We start from the raw sequence: 14,242 nt of genomic DNA on the forward strand, positions 1-14,242 counted from the left end.
GGCCACTGAACGAGTGACGGCATCGGTCACCGCAACGCTCGAAGCTTTCGAGCGGTTGGGGGAGGCGTTTGTAGTCTCAACCCGTCGGCGCAGGAGATTCTTCTAGCTTGTGTCAAGCGGCCCGCGTAAGAGTTCTTTCGTTGCTTCGGTGCGGTGAGAGTTTTGAAGGCCTTGCGGGCTATGTCGCGTTTGAGACAGCGGATGATGTCCTTCCTCTGCAGGCTCTCCGCAGTGCGGCGGGCGACGCACGCGCCTGTCCGAAGGGCACGTTGCAGCCGGACGACGGCGATGCGGTAGAGGGCGGTGTTGGCGGAGCGGTTTCCTCTGCACAGTTGAGCCGATGGCGGTCCCTGCGGCCGGAGGAGGCCGGGACGGGCGACGCGACAGCGCGCAGAGGGGCGAAGGCTGTCTCGGAACACAGGCGTTTGGGACTGTCGTCGGCGGCAACCAGGAGCAGGGCAACCGTTTCGGGACCGGCGCCGTGGCTGGCCGGCATTCCGTCTCTTGCGGGAGCGAGTAGTCCTTCTCGCCCCTTGATGGGCAACTGCACGATCAGGCAGGGGCTTTGGCCGCGATACGGGCGAGCAGCTTGTCGCGCACAGATGGCCACTCGTCCGCGAGTACGCTGTAGTACAGCGAATCACGGCGCGTGCCGTCCTGGCGCACCATGTGGCTGCGCAGCGTCCCTTCATGGATCAGCCCCAGCCGTGTCAGGGCTTGCTGGGACCGCACATTGAGGTTGTCGGTCCGTAAAGCGATTCGGGCGAGGCCCAGACCGTCGAAGGCGTGTCCGAGCAGCAGAAGTTTGGACTCGGCGTTATACGGGCCACCCCAACAAGCACGATCGAACCAGGTCGCACCAATTTCAGCCCGGCTGGCAGTGAGGTCAAGCTCATACAAACTGGTTGAACCGACCACCGCCTCGTCTCCCAGGCGCTGGACGGCGAAGCATTGTCGGGCTCGATCCGCCAGCATCTGCATGATCATCGCCCGCATTTCTTCCAGGCACTCAGGGCGAGGCCGAGGCATCCATCGCCAGACCTCGGGATCCGACGCAGAGGGGAAGAGCGCTTCTGCGTGGTCAACAGACAGCGGGATGAGACGGACAGCGCTGCCGAGGAGAGAGTCGTTGCTCACTACTGCACCGTACCTTCGGAAGCGCTGCCGCACCGTGGCTCACAGCAGCTAATGCAATGCGGTGGGTCGCCCCGGTCGCATTGTCTGGGGCGGGAGTTGAGCGTTCGGTCCGGTGTGGGGACATCGCCGTGGATCGTATCGGATGAGCTCGACTTGCATGGCGCGCTGCGTGCTGACAACCATGCGCTACACCGTGAACTGACGGCCCTTCGACAGTCCGCCGGCCTCCCCGCGACTGTCAGTGCGCTGCGTGTCTGCGACGTGGTGCTCTGGATGCACCACCGTATGGATCATCAACAGAGAATCTGTACCGGGACCTGAGTCCGTCGGCCGCACTCGAGGGAGCCTTCCCCTTGGAGGGTAGATGGTCCCTTGCTGCCGCCGGAACACCCCGTGACCTGCGGTGTACCAAAGTGCCAACTATCTCTCTGATTCCGCACCCACGATTGCTGAACCTAGTTGGCATCAGAGCAGGTCACGAACGTTCCCTAGTGTCAGCTATCGATCCTGGTCACATTTGGCGGCACCCGGGAACGCTGAGGCCGTTGCCTTACTCGCCAATTCCGAAAGGTAGCCCCTTCCGATCATTGCCCAGAGAACGTCGCATGACGTTGATCAGCTTCACCTGCGCCTCGGCGGGTGCCTGCATGGACTGTTCGAACTCCTCCGGACTCAACGGGTCATGCAGCGGGGTGCGTTCGCCTCGCTCCACCTGGTTCAGGAAGGAATTGATGGCGCGGCCGAAATTGTCGATTTCCGTCGCGACCTCCGTGGGGGCAGGGTCATTGCATGAGCGAGATCTGTCCGGTTTCGTCAGGTGCGGCAGAGGGCCCGTAGGGGCCGGTGGTGGTCGCGGCCGGCGTGGCGGACGGCGGCCGCGATGTTGGTCTGGCCGTCCTGGCGGAAGACGCTGATGGCGAGGTTGCGCAGGGAGGCCATGGCCCGGGGCAGGGTGCCGGTGCGGACCTTGGAGTTGTCCTCGCGGAAGGTGCGGTCGCGTACGTGGTGCAGGAGGTTCTCGATGCCCCAGTGGCCTCTGATCCAGGTGGCGAGCTCGGCGCAGGTGGCATCGAAGACGCCCAGGCTGGTGATCAGGTAGACGCCGACAGTCTGGGAGCCCAGGTGCTCCAGCGCAGCGGGGATGGGCGATGATGTTCGGGCAGGCACGGTCTCGCTCGGTTCTCATGGGTCTCGACAACCACGTGAGCACCGGCACCGTGCCTGCTCTGCTGCCCGGGTTGCCCCTGAGAACACCGGACATGACGTTACGTCACGCATGGAACCCGGCGAACCGAACCAACCTCGACTACGCAATGGCCCCGCCATCACAACTGCCTTCAGTCCCCGAAAGCGCCGGACTCTTTATCAGGGAAACACCAACCCCCCAGCTCAAGCAACCCTCGCCACACCAACTACGAACCTCGGAATCACACCGCCCCCTCACGGGGTGAAGGGCGGAGTGCTGCCGCCGAGACCGCGCACCAGGTAGGTGGTGACGCGGCGGCCCTGAACGCGTTCGTCCTGCGGATTGCCGGGCAGGGGCCAGCGCAACTGTCCGTACAGGGCTCCCCGGTGAAGGTCGAAGGACGCCTCGACGAGGTCCGCGTAGGTCTCCGCACGTTCCGGGACCCAGCCGGCGAGGGCGGCGACGGCCGCGGTGAGTCCGACGGGAACGGCCCACAGGGTCCAGGGCGCGAAGGCCGTGAAGGCCAGTCCCCACACACATGCCGCGCTCGAAGCGTCCAACGACAGCCGAGCGGTGGCGATGTCCTTCCGTGTCGTGTCCGGCAGCAGCAGCCACAGATGCGGCCACACCGCCACGGCATCGAGCCCGTACTTGTCCGTGGGCCGGGTCTCCGCCGCGCGGAGGATGTTGCCGGTCCGCGTGGGCAAGGGGTTACCCGTACTCGGAAAGCGACGCAGGCGCGCGGTGAGCGTACCGTGTTCGGCGTTCTGTTCCGGGGTCGCCGAACCGTCGTGCACCGCCGGGCTCAGCTGCTGGAACCGCAGCTGTGCGTCCGACAGTCGGCGGCGCTGACGTTCCACCAGAAGGGTCACGGACGGGCAGCAGACCAGAGCCAGCATCCCGGCGCGGTTCTTCGCTGATCGCGACAGCTGGCCTGCCGGGACCTACGTCGTACCGGAGCACTCGTTCGCCATCGACCTGACCGAAGTAGAGATCAAGATCTCCCACGAGCACACCGACGTCCGGTGGCTGGACTGCAAGGCGGCTCTCGAGGCACTGCGGTTCGACAGCAATCGCACGGCTCTCGGCGAACTTAACGAGCGTCTGCTGGCCGACGACCTGCCTCTGCCGGTCGAGTGATCGCCGGTGGTTGACGCACGCCCCAGACGACGCCGCACGGTCATACTCGGCGAGGGTTATGTAGGTCTTCCGCTGGCCATCAGGGCAGCACAGGTCGGCCACCGTGTCATCGGGTTCGATATCGATGCCGTGCGTGTGAAACAGCTGAAGGCAGCGGAACCGTTGGGTCCTGATGTGACGGCGGACCAGATCACGGACGCGCTGACGAGTGGCAACTGCACGCCAACCACGTGCTCAGGCGACCTGGCTGGGTTCGACGTTGCGCTCATCGCCGTGCCGACCCCGCTGCGCGATGGCGCGCCGGATCTCTCCGCAGTCCTGGACGCCGGCCGGATGCTCGCCCCGCACATGCGCCCCGGCTGCGTCATCGTCCTCGAATCACGCTGGCCAAGGCGTACAGCGAAGCCGGCTACTTCGCCCGGAACGTGCGCACTATCGAGGTGCTCGTCGACCGCGACGCCGTCGCCTCCGGGGCGGCGGCCACCGGTGAGCCCTGGCAGTACTACGACCTGGGCCACGGCTGGTGCACCTATTCCTTCTTCGAACAGTGCCAGCACCGGATGGCCTGCGCCCGCTGCGACTTCTACATCCCCAAGAACTCCAGCAAGGCCCGACTCTTCGAAGCCAAGGAGAATCTGCAGCGCATGCTCGCCTCCATCCCTCTGACCGAATGCGAACGCGCTGCGGTCGACGACGGTCAAGCCGCTATCGCCGCACTCCTCGACCGGCTCACCGACGTCTCCATACCCGCGGGCGCCACACCGCGGGAGCTCGGCCTCCCCTCCGTCGTCAACATGCTGCCCACAGCGGAAGTCCGCCATGGCACGCCATTCGCATGCTGAGACAGCAAATCGGCTCCTTTCCGCACCCTTCAGACTTGGATCTTCACATCATTGAGGCGTTGCAAGGCCGCTTGCAGATTGAACGGAAGTCGAAAGCGTTCACGCATTCCTCGGATTGCCTGCTCCGCCAGCGAGGCCCACATGTCAAAGAACCCGTCAGGTGAGTCAACCGCCTCTCCAGTGGGGGTCAATCGCGCACCGGAAGGAAGGGCCGCTGGCAGCACAAGGACTTTGTTTGCTACCGGAAGTAGGGCCTCATCTGTCTTCCCGCGTGCCACGTGAAGAGCACGGAGATCTTCCCCCGGCGCGGCCAGAGTGTGACGCTGCGCGCTTCTAGCATGCGCTGTCCATTCGAGCAGTTCATCGGTGGGGCGCAGGTGGATAATCAGCGGAGTCTTACGTGTACGTGATGTAGCGATGATACTGGCGACGGTCTCGGCGTCACCCGTGTCCGCTGCCCAAACACGGATTCGTCCAAGGTCACTGCCCTCAACGTATGTTCGTGCGACCTCCAGTCGGTCGCGGTCTCGGAAGCGATCGTTATAGTGATGATTGAGCCGTGAGAAGGCACGAGAAGCGACAAAGGCAACATGGCTGTAGTCGTAGTCGAAGGCGTAGCCGAGAAAACTTGCGACGTCTGCAGAGCCTGCCCAGTGTCCTCCGACGACGGCGATGGACCGTGGCACACCGAGAAGCGGAGTGCCAGACCCTCGACGGAGGCCAACGAAGCGCGGCACATTGATGGTGAGGGCCATTGTTCCTTCCCTCCAGCCTTCCGTGAAGCCCGCCCCAAACCATGCAAGTTCGTCATAGAGGGCCGCCTCAACACGCGTACGGGCAGACTCCGAAACTGGTCCGTCATGCAGCGGGCGCAGTACAACACGGTCGGCATAGTGCCGTCGCCGATCTCCAGTTCCCAAGAACAGCGGACGCATGGAGACTTCAAAATTTCCTTCCGTCAGGGCTGTGTTGGCGATGCGGGTCGCCCCTGACAGGGGATCTCCGGGAAGACGCTTGGCGGAATGTTCCATCCGCTCCGCCTGCTCCTCGATCTGGTCGAGGTACGTAAGAAGATTCGATAGCCCTTCGAGGTAGCCGGCCAATGCGAGCAGTCGCAACTTCGGATAGTTGAGTGCCTCGGCCAGACGTGCGGTGTCGTCCATGCTCGGCTTCATGTGTCCACCGAGAATGTCCTGCACCTTGGCCTTGCTCATGTTGGCAGCCTCGGCGAGTTGCGCACGAGTCATGGTTCCGGCCGCGGCACGTAGTTCCTGACACCAGGGCTCGTTGAGGTGTCGCGCAGTCTTCTTCGATTCATCGCTCATGTTGGCAGCATGATCCCCCGTCAGCTCTCGTAGCCATAGCAGTATCAGATGCATGGCACGTCGTACCAGGCGCCCAGTACGAAGAAGAGTTGGCCGTACCAGTGAGGCAGTACGGCATGTGACCGATACAGCACCTCCGGACTGACGGGGTAGCGGACGGGACATACCCCCAACAGCCAGGAGTTACGGAGACTCTGGCTACTAAGGGGTGGGACCTCGTCATGAACGAAGAGTCGCGTCGCAACAGGTCGCAGGAGAAGGAGGAGTCAGCTCCGTGGCGAAAGGTGATCGCTGCTGCCGCCATTAGGCTGGTCACCGCCGTGATCATCATTTTGCTGCATCACGAGCAGTAGATAGTAGCGCCTGCCGGGGGAACCCGAAAGAGCTCTCCCGGCTCCAGCCTGAACAGGATTCCAGGTTGGTTAGCTGACCTCATGGGGGGGCCAAGAAACGATCCCCGTTGAACCTCACGGCCCATGCGCAAGCTCTCCGGGATGGATCACGTGAGCCCGGGCCTCACAACCTGCACCACGGCTGGTGCACCTATAACACCATCATCAGCCTGCCCAACGGATATTGGACCAAGGTAAACAGTCTCGAACCTTGACAAATCTGATTCCACATAATGCCCATCTCGTCGTGAGTCAGGTTCCAGCGCGCGTCGAGGAGGGGCCGGAGGGCGGGATCGCCGGTGAAGGTCGATCCCGCCAGGTATCGCGGGGTGACGTGGTACTCGCGCCACTGCTCGTCGTTCGGGCTGTACGGCACGGCTCCTCCAAGGGCGTGGTCAGCGGCGGCGGGAGGAGCCAGTAGCGGGCACGCCGGCGGCGGCCGAGGCAACGGGCGGAGTCACTCCGGCCGGTTGTGGCTGCGGGGCATGGCTGAACAGGGAGTTCGGCGCGACGGTGCTGCGACGCAGGGCGGCTGCGGTCCGGATGCCCGTGTGGGTGCGTGTGGCCGCCGCGACCCCGACAAGGGCGGGACGCGGTGTGACGACGGGGTTGCTCCAGTGCTCGACGGCTGCGTAGACCGGGCCCAGCGCCCGCCCGGCCGCGGTCAGGACATACGGATCGCCGTGGCGCGGTCCGGTGCGGGTGACCAGGCCGTCGAGCTGAAGCCGGATCAGGCGCTGCCGGGTGAAGCCGTTGTCCAGTCCTGCCTGTTCGGCGATGTGGACGAACCGCATGGACCCGCCCGCGTCGAGGACCTGGATCACGGCGGTCGAGTGGCGAAGGTGCAGCCGGCGCACGGCGTCCTCGACGCGCTCGGCACCGGCCACCTTGCCGAGCGACAGGTGCGCGTGGGACCAGTCGGACAGCGCCCGGTGTACCGATGACAGTGCGTTGCCGAACCCACTGAGCTGGTATGGGGCACTGTGGCGATCACCGGCTCGGGTCACCAGCCCGTCATCGTGCATCTGGGCCAGCCGCTTGCCGACGAACTGCTCGCTGACAAAGGGGAGGCGGACGGCGACGTCACGCACACGCATGGGTCCGCCCTGCTGGGCCAGGGTCTGCGCCGACCAAGTGGTCCACTTCGGCGCTATCAGGGACAGTGCCTCCTCGACGCGCCGGGCGTCGACGGAGCCGCTCTGGGCGGTTGCGGGACGGAGCCGCTCTGGGCGGTTGCGGGTGGTGCGGGCGCGGACATGGCGGTAACTCCGTTATAACGAAGGGTGAATCGAACGGCGGGGTGCGGATCAGTGAAGGTCGCGCTCGGCGCGGAGACGCTGGAGCACCGCGCCGAGGCGGCGGTTGCTGACGTGGATGCTGCGGACGCGCAGGCCCTGGCGCAGAGCTTCGCGGTTGAGCCAGGGCAGAAGGGCGGCGACCTCTCGGGTTACGGCTATGAGGTCCTCATCGCCCGGCGCGGGGCCGGTTTGCCGGGCGGCCGAAGACCGCGGGCGGCAGGCTGGTCCAGGAGGAGGCGGACGTTCAGCAAGTCCCAGACTGCCTCGGCTTCCGACTGCTCCCGGCGTTCGAGGTCCACGACTTCGGCCGCGTACCGCAGCACGAGGTCGTCGAGGGCGTGTCCGCCGGAGCGGTCCGTGTGCCAGGCGGGAGTGATCCCGTTCTTTTCTGCCTTGGCTGCGCGGGCGCGGACACCGCGAAGTCCATCACTGCCAACAGAGGACAGTTGGACTTCCCAGCCGATTCGGCGTCCGTCGGCTCCTTCGACGAGGGTGTCGGTCTGTATCCAGCTACGGCCCACGCGGGTGCGCACTTCGCTGTCGCTGTGGAAGCCGCCCTCCTCGGCAGCGCGCAGGATCCGCTCCTGGTAAGCCTTGTGCTCATCACTCATCGGGACGGTGTGGCGGGCTTCGTCTTCACGCCTCTCGTGCACCGCTTCGCGGTGCCCGTTGGCGCGCAAGCGCAGGTGCATCCATGCTTCCACGCCCGCTTCGCGGCATATGCCTCCGCACTGGAGGTCCCGCTGGTGCACCGGTACGCCTCGTTGCCCGTAATACCGGTCTGTCTTGTAGATCGTCTCCCACAGATCAGGAAGTTCTGGATGATCGAGGTCGTCCATGGTCAGGTCGAGCAGGATCTGGAACTTCGTGTGCCAGACGATGTTGGCCACCCAGTACCACCTTTTCATTGTGAAAGGCCGTGAGAACTACGGTAGCGACGACTACTGACAACGAGGGATGGAGCAGGCACGGCAATGGTCGTAAATCGGCCGCCGCACCGGGCCGGGCATCCGCGGAGACCGTGCTGTCGGCTTCCCCGTCAGCGTCCTCGCGGTTTGCTGGGACACGGATATCGCAGCCGTGAAGCCAACGTCGGTGTCAGTGACCAGGCTTCGGGGGGAGCACTCGCTCAAGGAAGTCCAGCCGAACCTGGCGAGGCAGCCGGCTATCCAAGCCGAGGGCTGTGCGGATGGAATCGGCGCTGACGTCACGTGGGATGTCCAGCCGACGCTCGGCATCTCCGATGATCTCGCCAATGATGTGGTGGGCGGCTTGTGGATGATGCCCGATAAGCCAGTCCAGCGTCTTCGCCACAGGTGTTGCGATGCCGTAGAAGGGCGAATCAGTACCGCCGGTGGCTCTGTGCACTTCCAAGCCGTAGGCGAACTCGTCGAGGATGGCGTGTCGGAGGGTGGCGGCCAGATCGTAGGGATCGATGATGCTGGCGGTGTCTGCGGCGACACTCCAAGCGAGCTCATCGGCGACCTCTTGAACGGAAGCTTGGGTGCGGTGGCGCAGGGCCCAACGCTTGCGCCAGTCGGGCCGCTCCCACAGGACGCCGAGAAACCGACGGGCCAATCGCTGACGCAACTCAGAGGCACCCACGGGCAGACCCGTTTCGTCACCGGAGCTGAGTGTGGCGGCGACACTTTCGGGTGAACGCTGGCGTTGTTCAGCCCAGTCGCCGGCCACAGGGCGGGACCAGAGGTTACGGCCGTTGACGGTGGCCTGAGGCGGAGGAACGTCGCTTTCACCGCGGGAGATGTAGGCGCGCAGGGTAGAAGCAGCGATGCCGCCGATCTCGGCCATCTCGGGCACCCCGATGAGCTGATCTGCGGCGAGCTCGGGAGCGGATACACGAACAACGCACCGGGACAGCGGTAGAGCGTCACCGGGACGTCGCGAGGCCCACAAGGCCAGGTGGTCGTTCCACTGGTCGGGGAGAGGGGCTTCGAGATCGAGATTGGCCACCTTCAGGAGGCGCCCTCCGTCGGGATGAGCGTTGTCGTCGAGGAGGTCGTCGGCGGTGATGGTGGTGGCGGCTTTGACCAAGCGCCGGTCATAGTGCTCGCTGGCGGCGTCCCAGACCTGCTCGGGCCGGTACCAACTGGTTCCGTCCCACCAATAACCGCCCTGGCGGAACAGGAGCTGCGGGCCCCACCAGTTGCTGTGCCAAGGGGAGGCGTCCTTGTCACGGATCACGAGCACCGTGCGGCCGTGCTCGGGATGGTGGCGGACGACCCAGGCCAGGTCATGGCGGATCGGATCGGTAGTGAATGCCAGCCATGCACCTTCTGCGGTTCCGTCCCTGTCCCATCGGCCCCAGGTGCCGCCATCTTCGTGACGGCCGATGGCCTCTACTGCGGCGGGATCTTCGATGGGGATGTGGGCGTCGTCCACGAATGGCAGACCCGGTACGGGGTGGTCGGTGTGCAGGCCGTTCCCGACGGGCTGTAGGCGATGCATAGTGCTGTACCCCCTAAGTCGAGAGTGCTGTAGAAGCTTACAGCACTCTCGATCCCCTAGGTACAGCGGTTTGAAACGCCGGACGCAAAAGATTTCACCCGGCGCCCGATCGGATCGGCGTCATGGCCCTCGATCTGGCGATCACGAGGGAGGCGGTCACGTCGTCGAAACCGTGGAACCAGGCGGCCAGAGTGGGGCGCGTTCCGCGCTGGGAGGCGGACGGGGAGCGCGAGGGGTGAGGAAGCGCCCCCAAACGCTCTGCTCCCAAGCCTCGGAGCCGTCGTCGGTTCGGGGACATTCTGGGGACTTTCAAGTCTGTCCCAGAGCCTTTTCGGGGACATTCCGCCGAGTAACCAGGAAAGGCCCCGACAGTACTGAAAGACAAGAACGCGCTGCTCAGAGCCAGCCCGCTCAGCACTCGATGATGTTCACCGCCCGCCCCGCGCCGTCTCCTTGTACTTGACGGACATGTCCGCGCTGGTGTCCTTCAGGTCGCCGACCCGGACGTGGGGGTCAGCCGGATGATCGAAGGAGCGCCGGTGCGCGTGGAGGTTCGGGCTGGAACTGGCCGTAGCGGTGTAGTGCGCTTGATGCGCGTGCGCGGAGAGGACTGAACTCCGAATCTCAGGAACGCCAGTGGCACCGTCGGTGCGGACATTGCGAGGCCCCTGTGGCGAGCACTCTCCGTGAAGGCTGACGGGCGCTCAGATATCTCTGACGCCTCGTCACCAATTTAAGATCATCTTGCACGCACGTTGCACAAGGTGATGAAAAACAGCGATGATCAATGGAGGGTCCCGCAAGTGTGTAACAGCAGGTCAGCAGGCATTTAGGAGTGTCGTGCCCCTCATCTCCTAGGGGCACGACACTCCTACCGATCAGATGTCCCGGAAGATCTCGATCTGCGCCCCGACGGAGTTCAGCCGCTCGGCCAGGTCCTCGTAACCGCGGTTGATGACGTACACGTTGCGCAGCACCGACGTACCCTCCGCCGCCATCATCGCCAGCAGCACGACCACCGCGGGCCGCAGGGCCGGCGGGCACATCATCTCGGCGGCCCGCCAGCGCGTCGGGCCTTCGACCAACACCCGGTGCGGGTCGAGGAGTTGAAGCCGGGCGCCGAGCCGGTTCAGGTCCGTCAGATAGATCGCGCGGTTGTCGTAGACCCAGTCGTGGATGAGGGTCTTGCCCTGCGCGACGGCCGCGATGGCCGCGAAGAAGGGGACGTTGTCGATGTTCAGCCCGGGGAACGGCATCGGGTGGATCTTGTCGATCGGCGCCTCCAGCTTGGAGGGCCGGACCGTGAGGTCGATCAGACGGGTGCGGCCGTTGTCGGCCGGGTACTCCGGCGTACGGTCGTGGTCGAGCCCCATCTCCTCCAGGACCGCCAGCTCGATCTCCAGGAACTCGATGGGCACCCGGCGCACCGTCAGCTCCGACTCGGTGACGACGGCGGCGGCCAGCAGGCTCATCGCCTCGACCGGGTCCTCGGAGGGCGAGTAGTCGACGTCGACGTTGATGTCCGGCACGCCGTGCACCGTGAGCGTGGTGCTGCCGATGCCCTCGACCCGCACCCCGAGCGCCTCCAGGAAGAAACACAGGTCCTGGACCATGTAGTTGGAAGAGGCGTTGCGGATAACGGTTACGCCGTCGTACCGGGCGGCCGCCAGCAGAGCGTTTTCGGTAACCGTGTCCCCGCGCTCGGTCAGTACGATCGGCCGGTCCGGGTGGACGGCACGGTCGACGATGGCGTGATACTGCCCCTCCGTCGCCGCGACCTCCAGCCCGAACCGGCGCAGCGCGATCATGTGCGGCTCGATGGTCCGCGTACCGAGGTCGCAGCCACCGGCGTACGGCAGCTTGAAGTGGTTCATACGGTGCAGCAGCGGACCGAGGAACATGATGATGGAACGGGTGCGTACGGCGGCCTCGGCGTCGATCGCGGCCATGTTCAGCTCGGCCGGCGGCACGATCTCCAGGTCGACACCGTCGTTGATCCAACGGGTCCGTACGCCGATGGAGTTCAGGACCTCGAGGAGACGGTAGACCTCCTCGATCCGGGCGACCCGGCGCAGCACCGTGCGCCCCTGGTTGAGCAGTGAGGCGCACAGCAGGGCCACGCAAGCGTTCTTGCTGGTCTTCACGTCGATCGCGCCGGACAACCGACGGCCACCCACGACCCGCAGGTGCATCGGTCCCGCATAGCCCAGAGAGACGATTTCACTGTCCAGTGCTTCACCGATTCGAGCGATCATCTCAAGGCTGATGTTTTGGTTGCCTCGCTCGATGCGGTTGACGGCACTCTGGCTGGTTGCGAGCGCCTCGGCCAGCTGCGCCTGTGTCCAGCCCCGGTGCTGCCGGGCGTCACGGATGAGCTTGCCGATGCGTACGAGGTAGTCGTCTGCCATGGGGTTGAGGTTATCTCAAATATGAGATGGCACCTCTTGGGGGGTCCGTTCGGGTGACGTCCCGTCAATGGTGCCTGTCCTTACGCGTACGACGCCACCCGAAAGGTCCGGGCAAATCAACCGATGTCGTACGACGTCCGGTGCTGCTGTGCGTGTGACGCGGTCCGTGCTTGCCGCCGCCGGTCGTGATCGACCAGGAATGCCGATTGATGTTCAGCCGCACCCCGGGGAGGATGCGGAAACTCTTGCGGAAGGTGAGGGGCATCGAGTCTCCTTCGTCGCGAAGTGTCCGTCCGCACGCGTCTACCCCGACTCGGCGGGCCCATGACCGGTGCGCTTCCAATGCCCCTCACCCGGAGGCTCGTTCAGCCGTCGACGCCCCGCACCGCCGTCACCACCACCGTCGCGTACGGTGCGGTGAAGCCGCCGCCCCTCGCGTCGATCGCGGCCCCGACTTCGGCCAGCACCTCCGCCACCCGGTCGGCCGGAAGTCGGGTGAGGATGCCGTGGGTGCGCATCTGGTCCAGCCAGGCGTCCCGGGTGTAGGTCCACTCCCAGTCGAACCGCCACTGCTCCGGCTCGCCGAACTTGCCCGTCTCCCGGATCGCGTCGGCGGCCTTCGTGGCAGGCGCCCGATATCCGTCCGCGCCGCGCCGCATGGCCCCGACGTCGATCGGCGAGTCGGGTGCCACCCGCCGGTAGGCGCCGGCCAGTGCCGTCGTCAGATCGTCGGGGAGTCGGGGCACGTTCCAGAACGCGGCGAGCCGTCCGCCCGCTCGCAGTGTCCGCCCGGCCTTCGCGGCCCCCGCGACCGGATCGATCCAGTGCCAGGCCTGGCCGGCGACGACGGCATCGAAGGCGCGGCCCGCGGGCTCCCACGACTCGAACGTCGAGACCTCGGCCTCCACTCCGTGGGCGCGAGCCTTCTCGGCCATTCGCTCGTCCGGCTCGACCCCGAGCACCCGGCAACCGGCCGCCTGGAGTTGCCGGGCGACGATCCCGGTGCCGCAGCCGACGTCGAGGACACTCAGGGGGTCGGGCCCGGACCGGCCGGCCACGATCCGGTCGATCAGGGGGGCGGGATATCGGGGACGGGTCCGGTCGTAGCGTCCGGCGTCGACACCGAAGGACTCGGCCATCTGCCGGTGCGCGTGGGGTTGGGCGTTTGGTTGGGCGTGGGGTTGGGCGCCGAAGGGCGGCGGTAAAGTGGGCATGCGCCCACTCTAGTGGGCGCATGCCCACTCGCCAATGGGGCGAGGCGGCTGAGTAACCGCTTGAGTAACAAACCGCTTGAATAGCAGTCCGCTTGAGCAGCAGATACTCGACCAGCAGACCGATTCGAGCAACTGACCGACTGAGCAATCGAAAGGGGAGGCCACGACTCATGGCGCCGACCGGAGTGGCCATCCGCGATGTCCGCGAGCAGCTGTTCGATGCCGCCGAGCGCGTCCTGTCGCGGGACGGGGTGACCGCACTGACCAGCCGGGCGGTCACCATCGAGGCGGGTTGCGCCAAAGGCGTCCTGCATCGTCACTTCGCCGACTTCGACGCGTTCCTCGCCGAGCTCGTCCTCGACCGCATCGGCGGGCTCCGGTTCCGGGCGCAGGGGCTGCGCGAGTCCGCCGGGACCGGCACGGTCGTCGCCAACCTCACCGCCACCCTGACCGACCTGTTCGGCTCGGTCGCCGTGGCGATCGTCGCCCTCGTCATCTCCCGCGACGAGCTGCGCTCCCGCCTGCGCGCCGCCGGCTCGAAGGGCGTCCCGCTCCTCACGGAGGCGGCGGCCGTGACCGCCGCCTACCTCACCGCCGAGCAGGCCCACGGCCGCATCGCGCCGGACGCCGACGTCGACACCCTCGCCCCCACCCTGATCGGCGCGGCCCACCTGCTCTTCGCGAGCGCCGGAAACACCGAGCCGCCAGAGGAGGCGGAGGTCACGAAGGTCGTGACGGCGGTGGTGGGCGGGGTGGTGCGTGCGGGCTGAGGGGCGAGGTGAGTAGACCGATGGGCCTTCGATCAGGCCGAGTCGGGCCCAGATGATCACCGTG

General features: G+C 65.8%; 14 protein-coding genes and 1 pseudogene. 4 read left to right on the top strand and 11 right to left on the bottom strand.

Going from position 1 to position 14,242, the window contains the following annotated elements; genetic code table 11:
- Positions 1–552 precede the first annotated feature (552 nt).
- On the bottom strand, positions 553–1,137 hold the full coding sequence (locus G9272_RS33885; RefSeq protein ID WP_171400039.1) for a GNAT family N-acetyltransferase: 585 nt from the start codon (positions 1,135–1,137) through the stop codon (positions 553–555).
- 153 nt (positions 1,138–1,290) lie between these two features.
- Between G9272_RS33885 and G9272_RS46470 the strand changes: the two genes are divergently transcribed.
- Positions 1,291–1,458, top strand: a complete 168-nt coding sequence (locus G9272_RS46470; protein ID WP_437184386.1) for a DUF6308 family protein — start codon at positions 1,291–1,293, stop codon at positions 1,456–1,458.
- Positions 1,459–1,950: 492 nt separating this feature from the next.
- On the opposite strand, the gene G9272_RS33890 is transcribed toward G9272_RS46470, so the two are convergent.
- Both G9272_RS33890 and G9272_RS33895 read right to left on the bottom strand, forming a co-directional pair.
- A complete protein-coding gene (locus G9272_RS33890) occupies positions 1,951–2,304 on the bottom strand; it encodes a hypothetical protein (protein ID WP_253268031.1) in 354 nt (117 codons plus the stop codon).
- 273 nt (positions 2,305–2,577) lie between these two features.
- Positions 2,578–3,195, bottom strand: coding sequence for a hypothetical protein (locus G9272_RS33895; RefSeq protein WP_171400040.1), 618 nt, complete (start codon positions 3,193–3,195; stop codon positions 2,578–2,580).
- A 274-nt stretch (positions 3,196–3,469) separates the two neighbouring features.
- Between G9272_RS33895 and G9272_RS33900 the strand changes: the two are divergent.
- Positions 3,470–3,808: pseudogene (locus G9272_RS33900) on the top strand (nucleotide sugar dehydrogenase); the annotation flags it as partial.
- A gap of 80 nt (positions 3,809–3,888) precedes the next feature.
- Positions 3,889–4,305 carry a hypothetical protein gene (locus G9272_RS33905; RefSeq protein WP_253268296.1) on the top strand — a complete coding sequence of 139 codons (417 nt, stop codon included), beginning with the start codon at positions 3,889–3,891 and terminating at the stop codon, positions 4,303–4,305.
- A 29-nt stretch (positions 4,306–4,334) separates the two neighbouring features.
- Here G9272_RS33905 and G9272_RS33910 read toward each other — a convergent pair whose 3' ends face one another.
- The 8 genes from G9272_RS33910 to G9272_RS33945 all read right to left on the bottom strand — a co-directional run bounded on the left by G9272_RS33910 (position 4,335) and on the right by G9272_RS33945 (position 13,408).
- Positions 4,335–5,630, bottom strand: coding sequence for a helix-turn-helix domain-containing protein (locus G9272_RS33910; protein ID WP_216377843.1), 1,296 nt, complete (start codon positions 5,628–5,630; stop codon positions 4,335–4,337).
- A 543-nt stretch (positions 5,631–6,173) separates the two neighbouring features.
- Positions 6,174–6,398 (bottom strand): hypothetical protein, encoded by a 225-nt coding sequence (locus G9272_RS33915; protein ID WP_171400042.1) that lies wholly within the window; start codon positions 6,396–6,398, stop codon positions 6,174–6,176.
- Between the two features lie 19 nt (positions 6,399–6,417).
- Positions 6,418–7,185: a winged helix-turn-helix transcriptional regulator gene (locus tag G9272_RS33920; protein WP_171402284.1), complete on the bottom strand. Its 768-nt coding sequence runs from the start codon at positions 7,183–7,185 to the stop codon at positions 6,418–6,420.
- 290 nt (positions 7,186–7,475) lie between these two features.
- Positions 7,476–8,210, bottom strand: a complete 735-nt coding sequence (locus G9272_RS44810) for a hypothetical protein (RefSeq protein ID WP_216377844.1) — start codon at positions 8,208–8,210, stop codon at positions 7,476–7,478.
- Between the two features lie 208 nt (positions 8,211–8,418).
- The gene (locus G9272_RS33930; RefSeq protein WP_253268033.1) at positions 8,419–9,720 is read right to left on the bottom strand and encodes a hypothetical protein; all 1,302 of its coding nucleotides are present in this window, start codon (positions 9,718–9,720) and stop codon (positions 8,419–8,421) included.
- Between the two features lie 944 nt (positions 9,721–10,664).
- Positions 10,665–12,194, bottom strand: a complete 1,530-nt coding sequence (locus G9272_RS33935) for a UDP-N-acetylglucosamine 1-carboxyvinyltransferase (protein ID WP_171400044.1) — start codon at positions 12,192–12,194, stop codon at positions 10,665–10,667.
- Between the two features lie 64 nt (positions 12,195–12,258).
- On the bottom strand, positions 12,259–12,459 hold the full coding sequence (locus G9272_RS33940; protein ID WP_082412957.1) for a DUF4236 domain-containing protein: 201 nt from the start codon (positions 12,457–12,459) through the stop codon (positions 12,259–12,261).
- A 100-nt stretch (positions 12,460–12,559) separates the two neighbouring features.
- Positions 12,560–13,408 (bottom strand): class I SAM-dependent methyltransferase, encoded by an 849-nt coding sequence (locus tag G9272_RS33945; RefSeq protein WP_437184330.1) that lies wholly within the window; start codon positions 13,406–13,408, stop codon positions 12,560–12,562.
- 170 nt (positions 13,409–13,578) lie between these two features.
- On the opposite strand from G9272_RS33945, the gene G9272_RS33950 reads away from it, so the two are divergent.
- Positions 13,579–14,178 carry a TetR/AcrR family transcriptional regulator gene (locus G9272_RS33950; RefSeq protein WP_171400045.1) on the top strand — a complete coding sequence of 200 codons (600 nt, stop codon included), beginning with the start codon at positions 13,579–13,581 and terminating at the stop codon, positions 14,176–14,178.
- Positions 14,179–14,242 lie beyond the last annotated feature (64 nt).

The sequence above is a fragment of the Streptomyces asoensis genome (assembly GCF_013085465.1).
GTDB lineage: Bacteria > Actinomycetota > Actinomycetes > Streptomycetales > Streptomycetaceae > Streptomyces > Streptomyces cacaoi_A.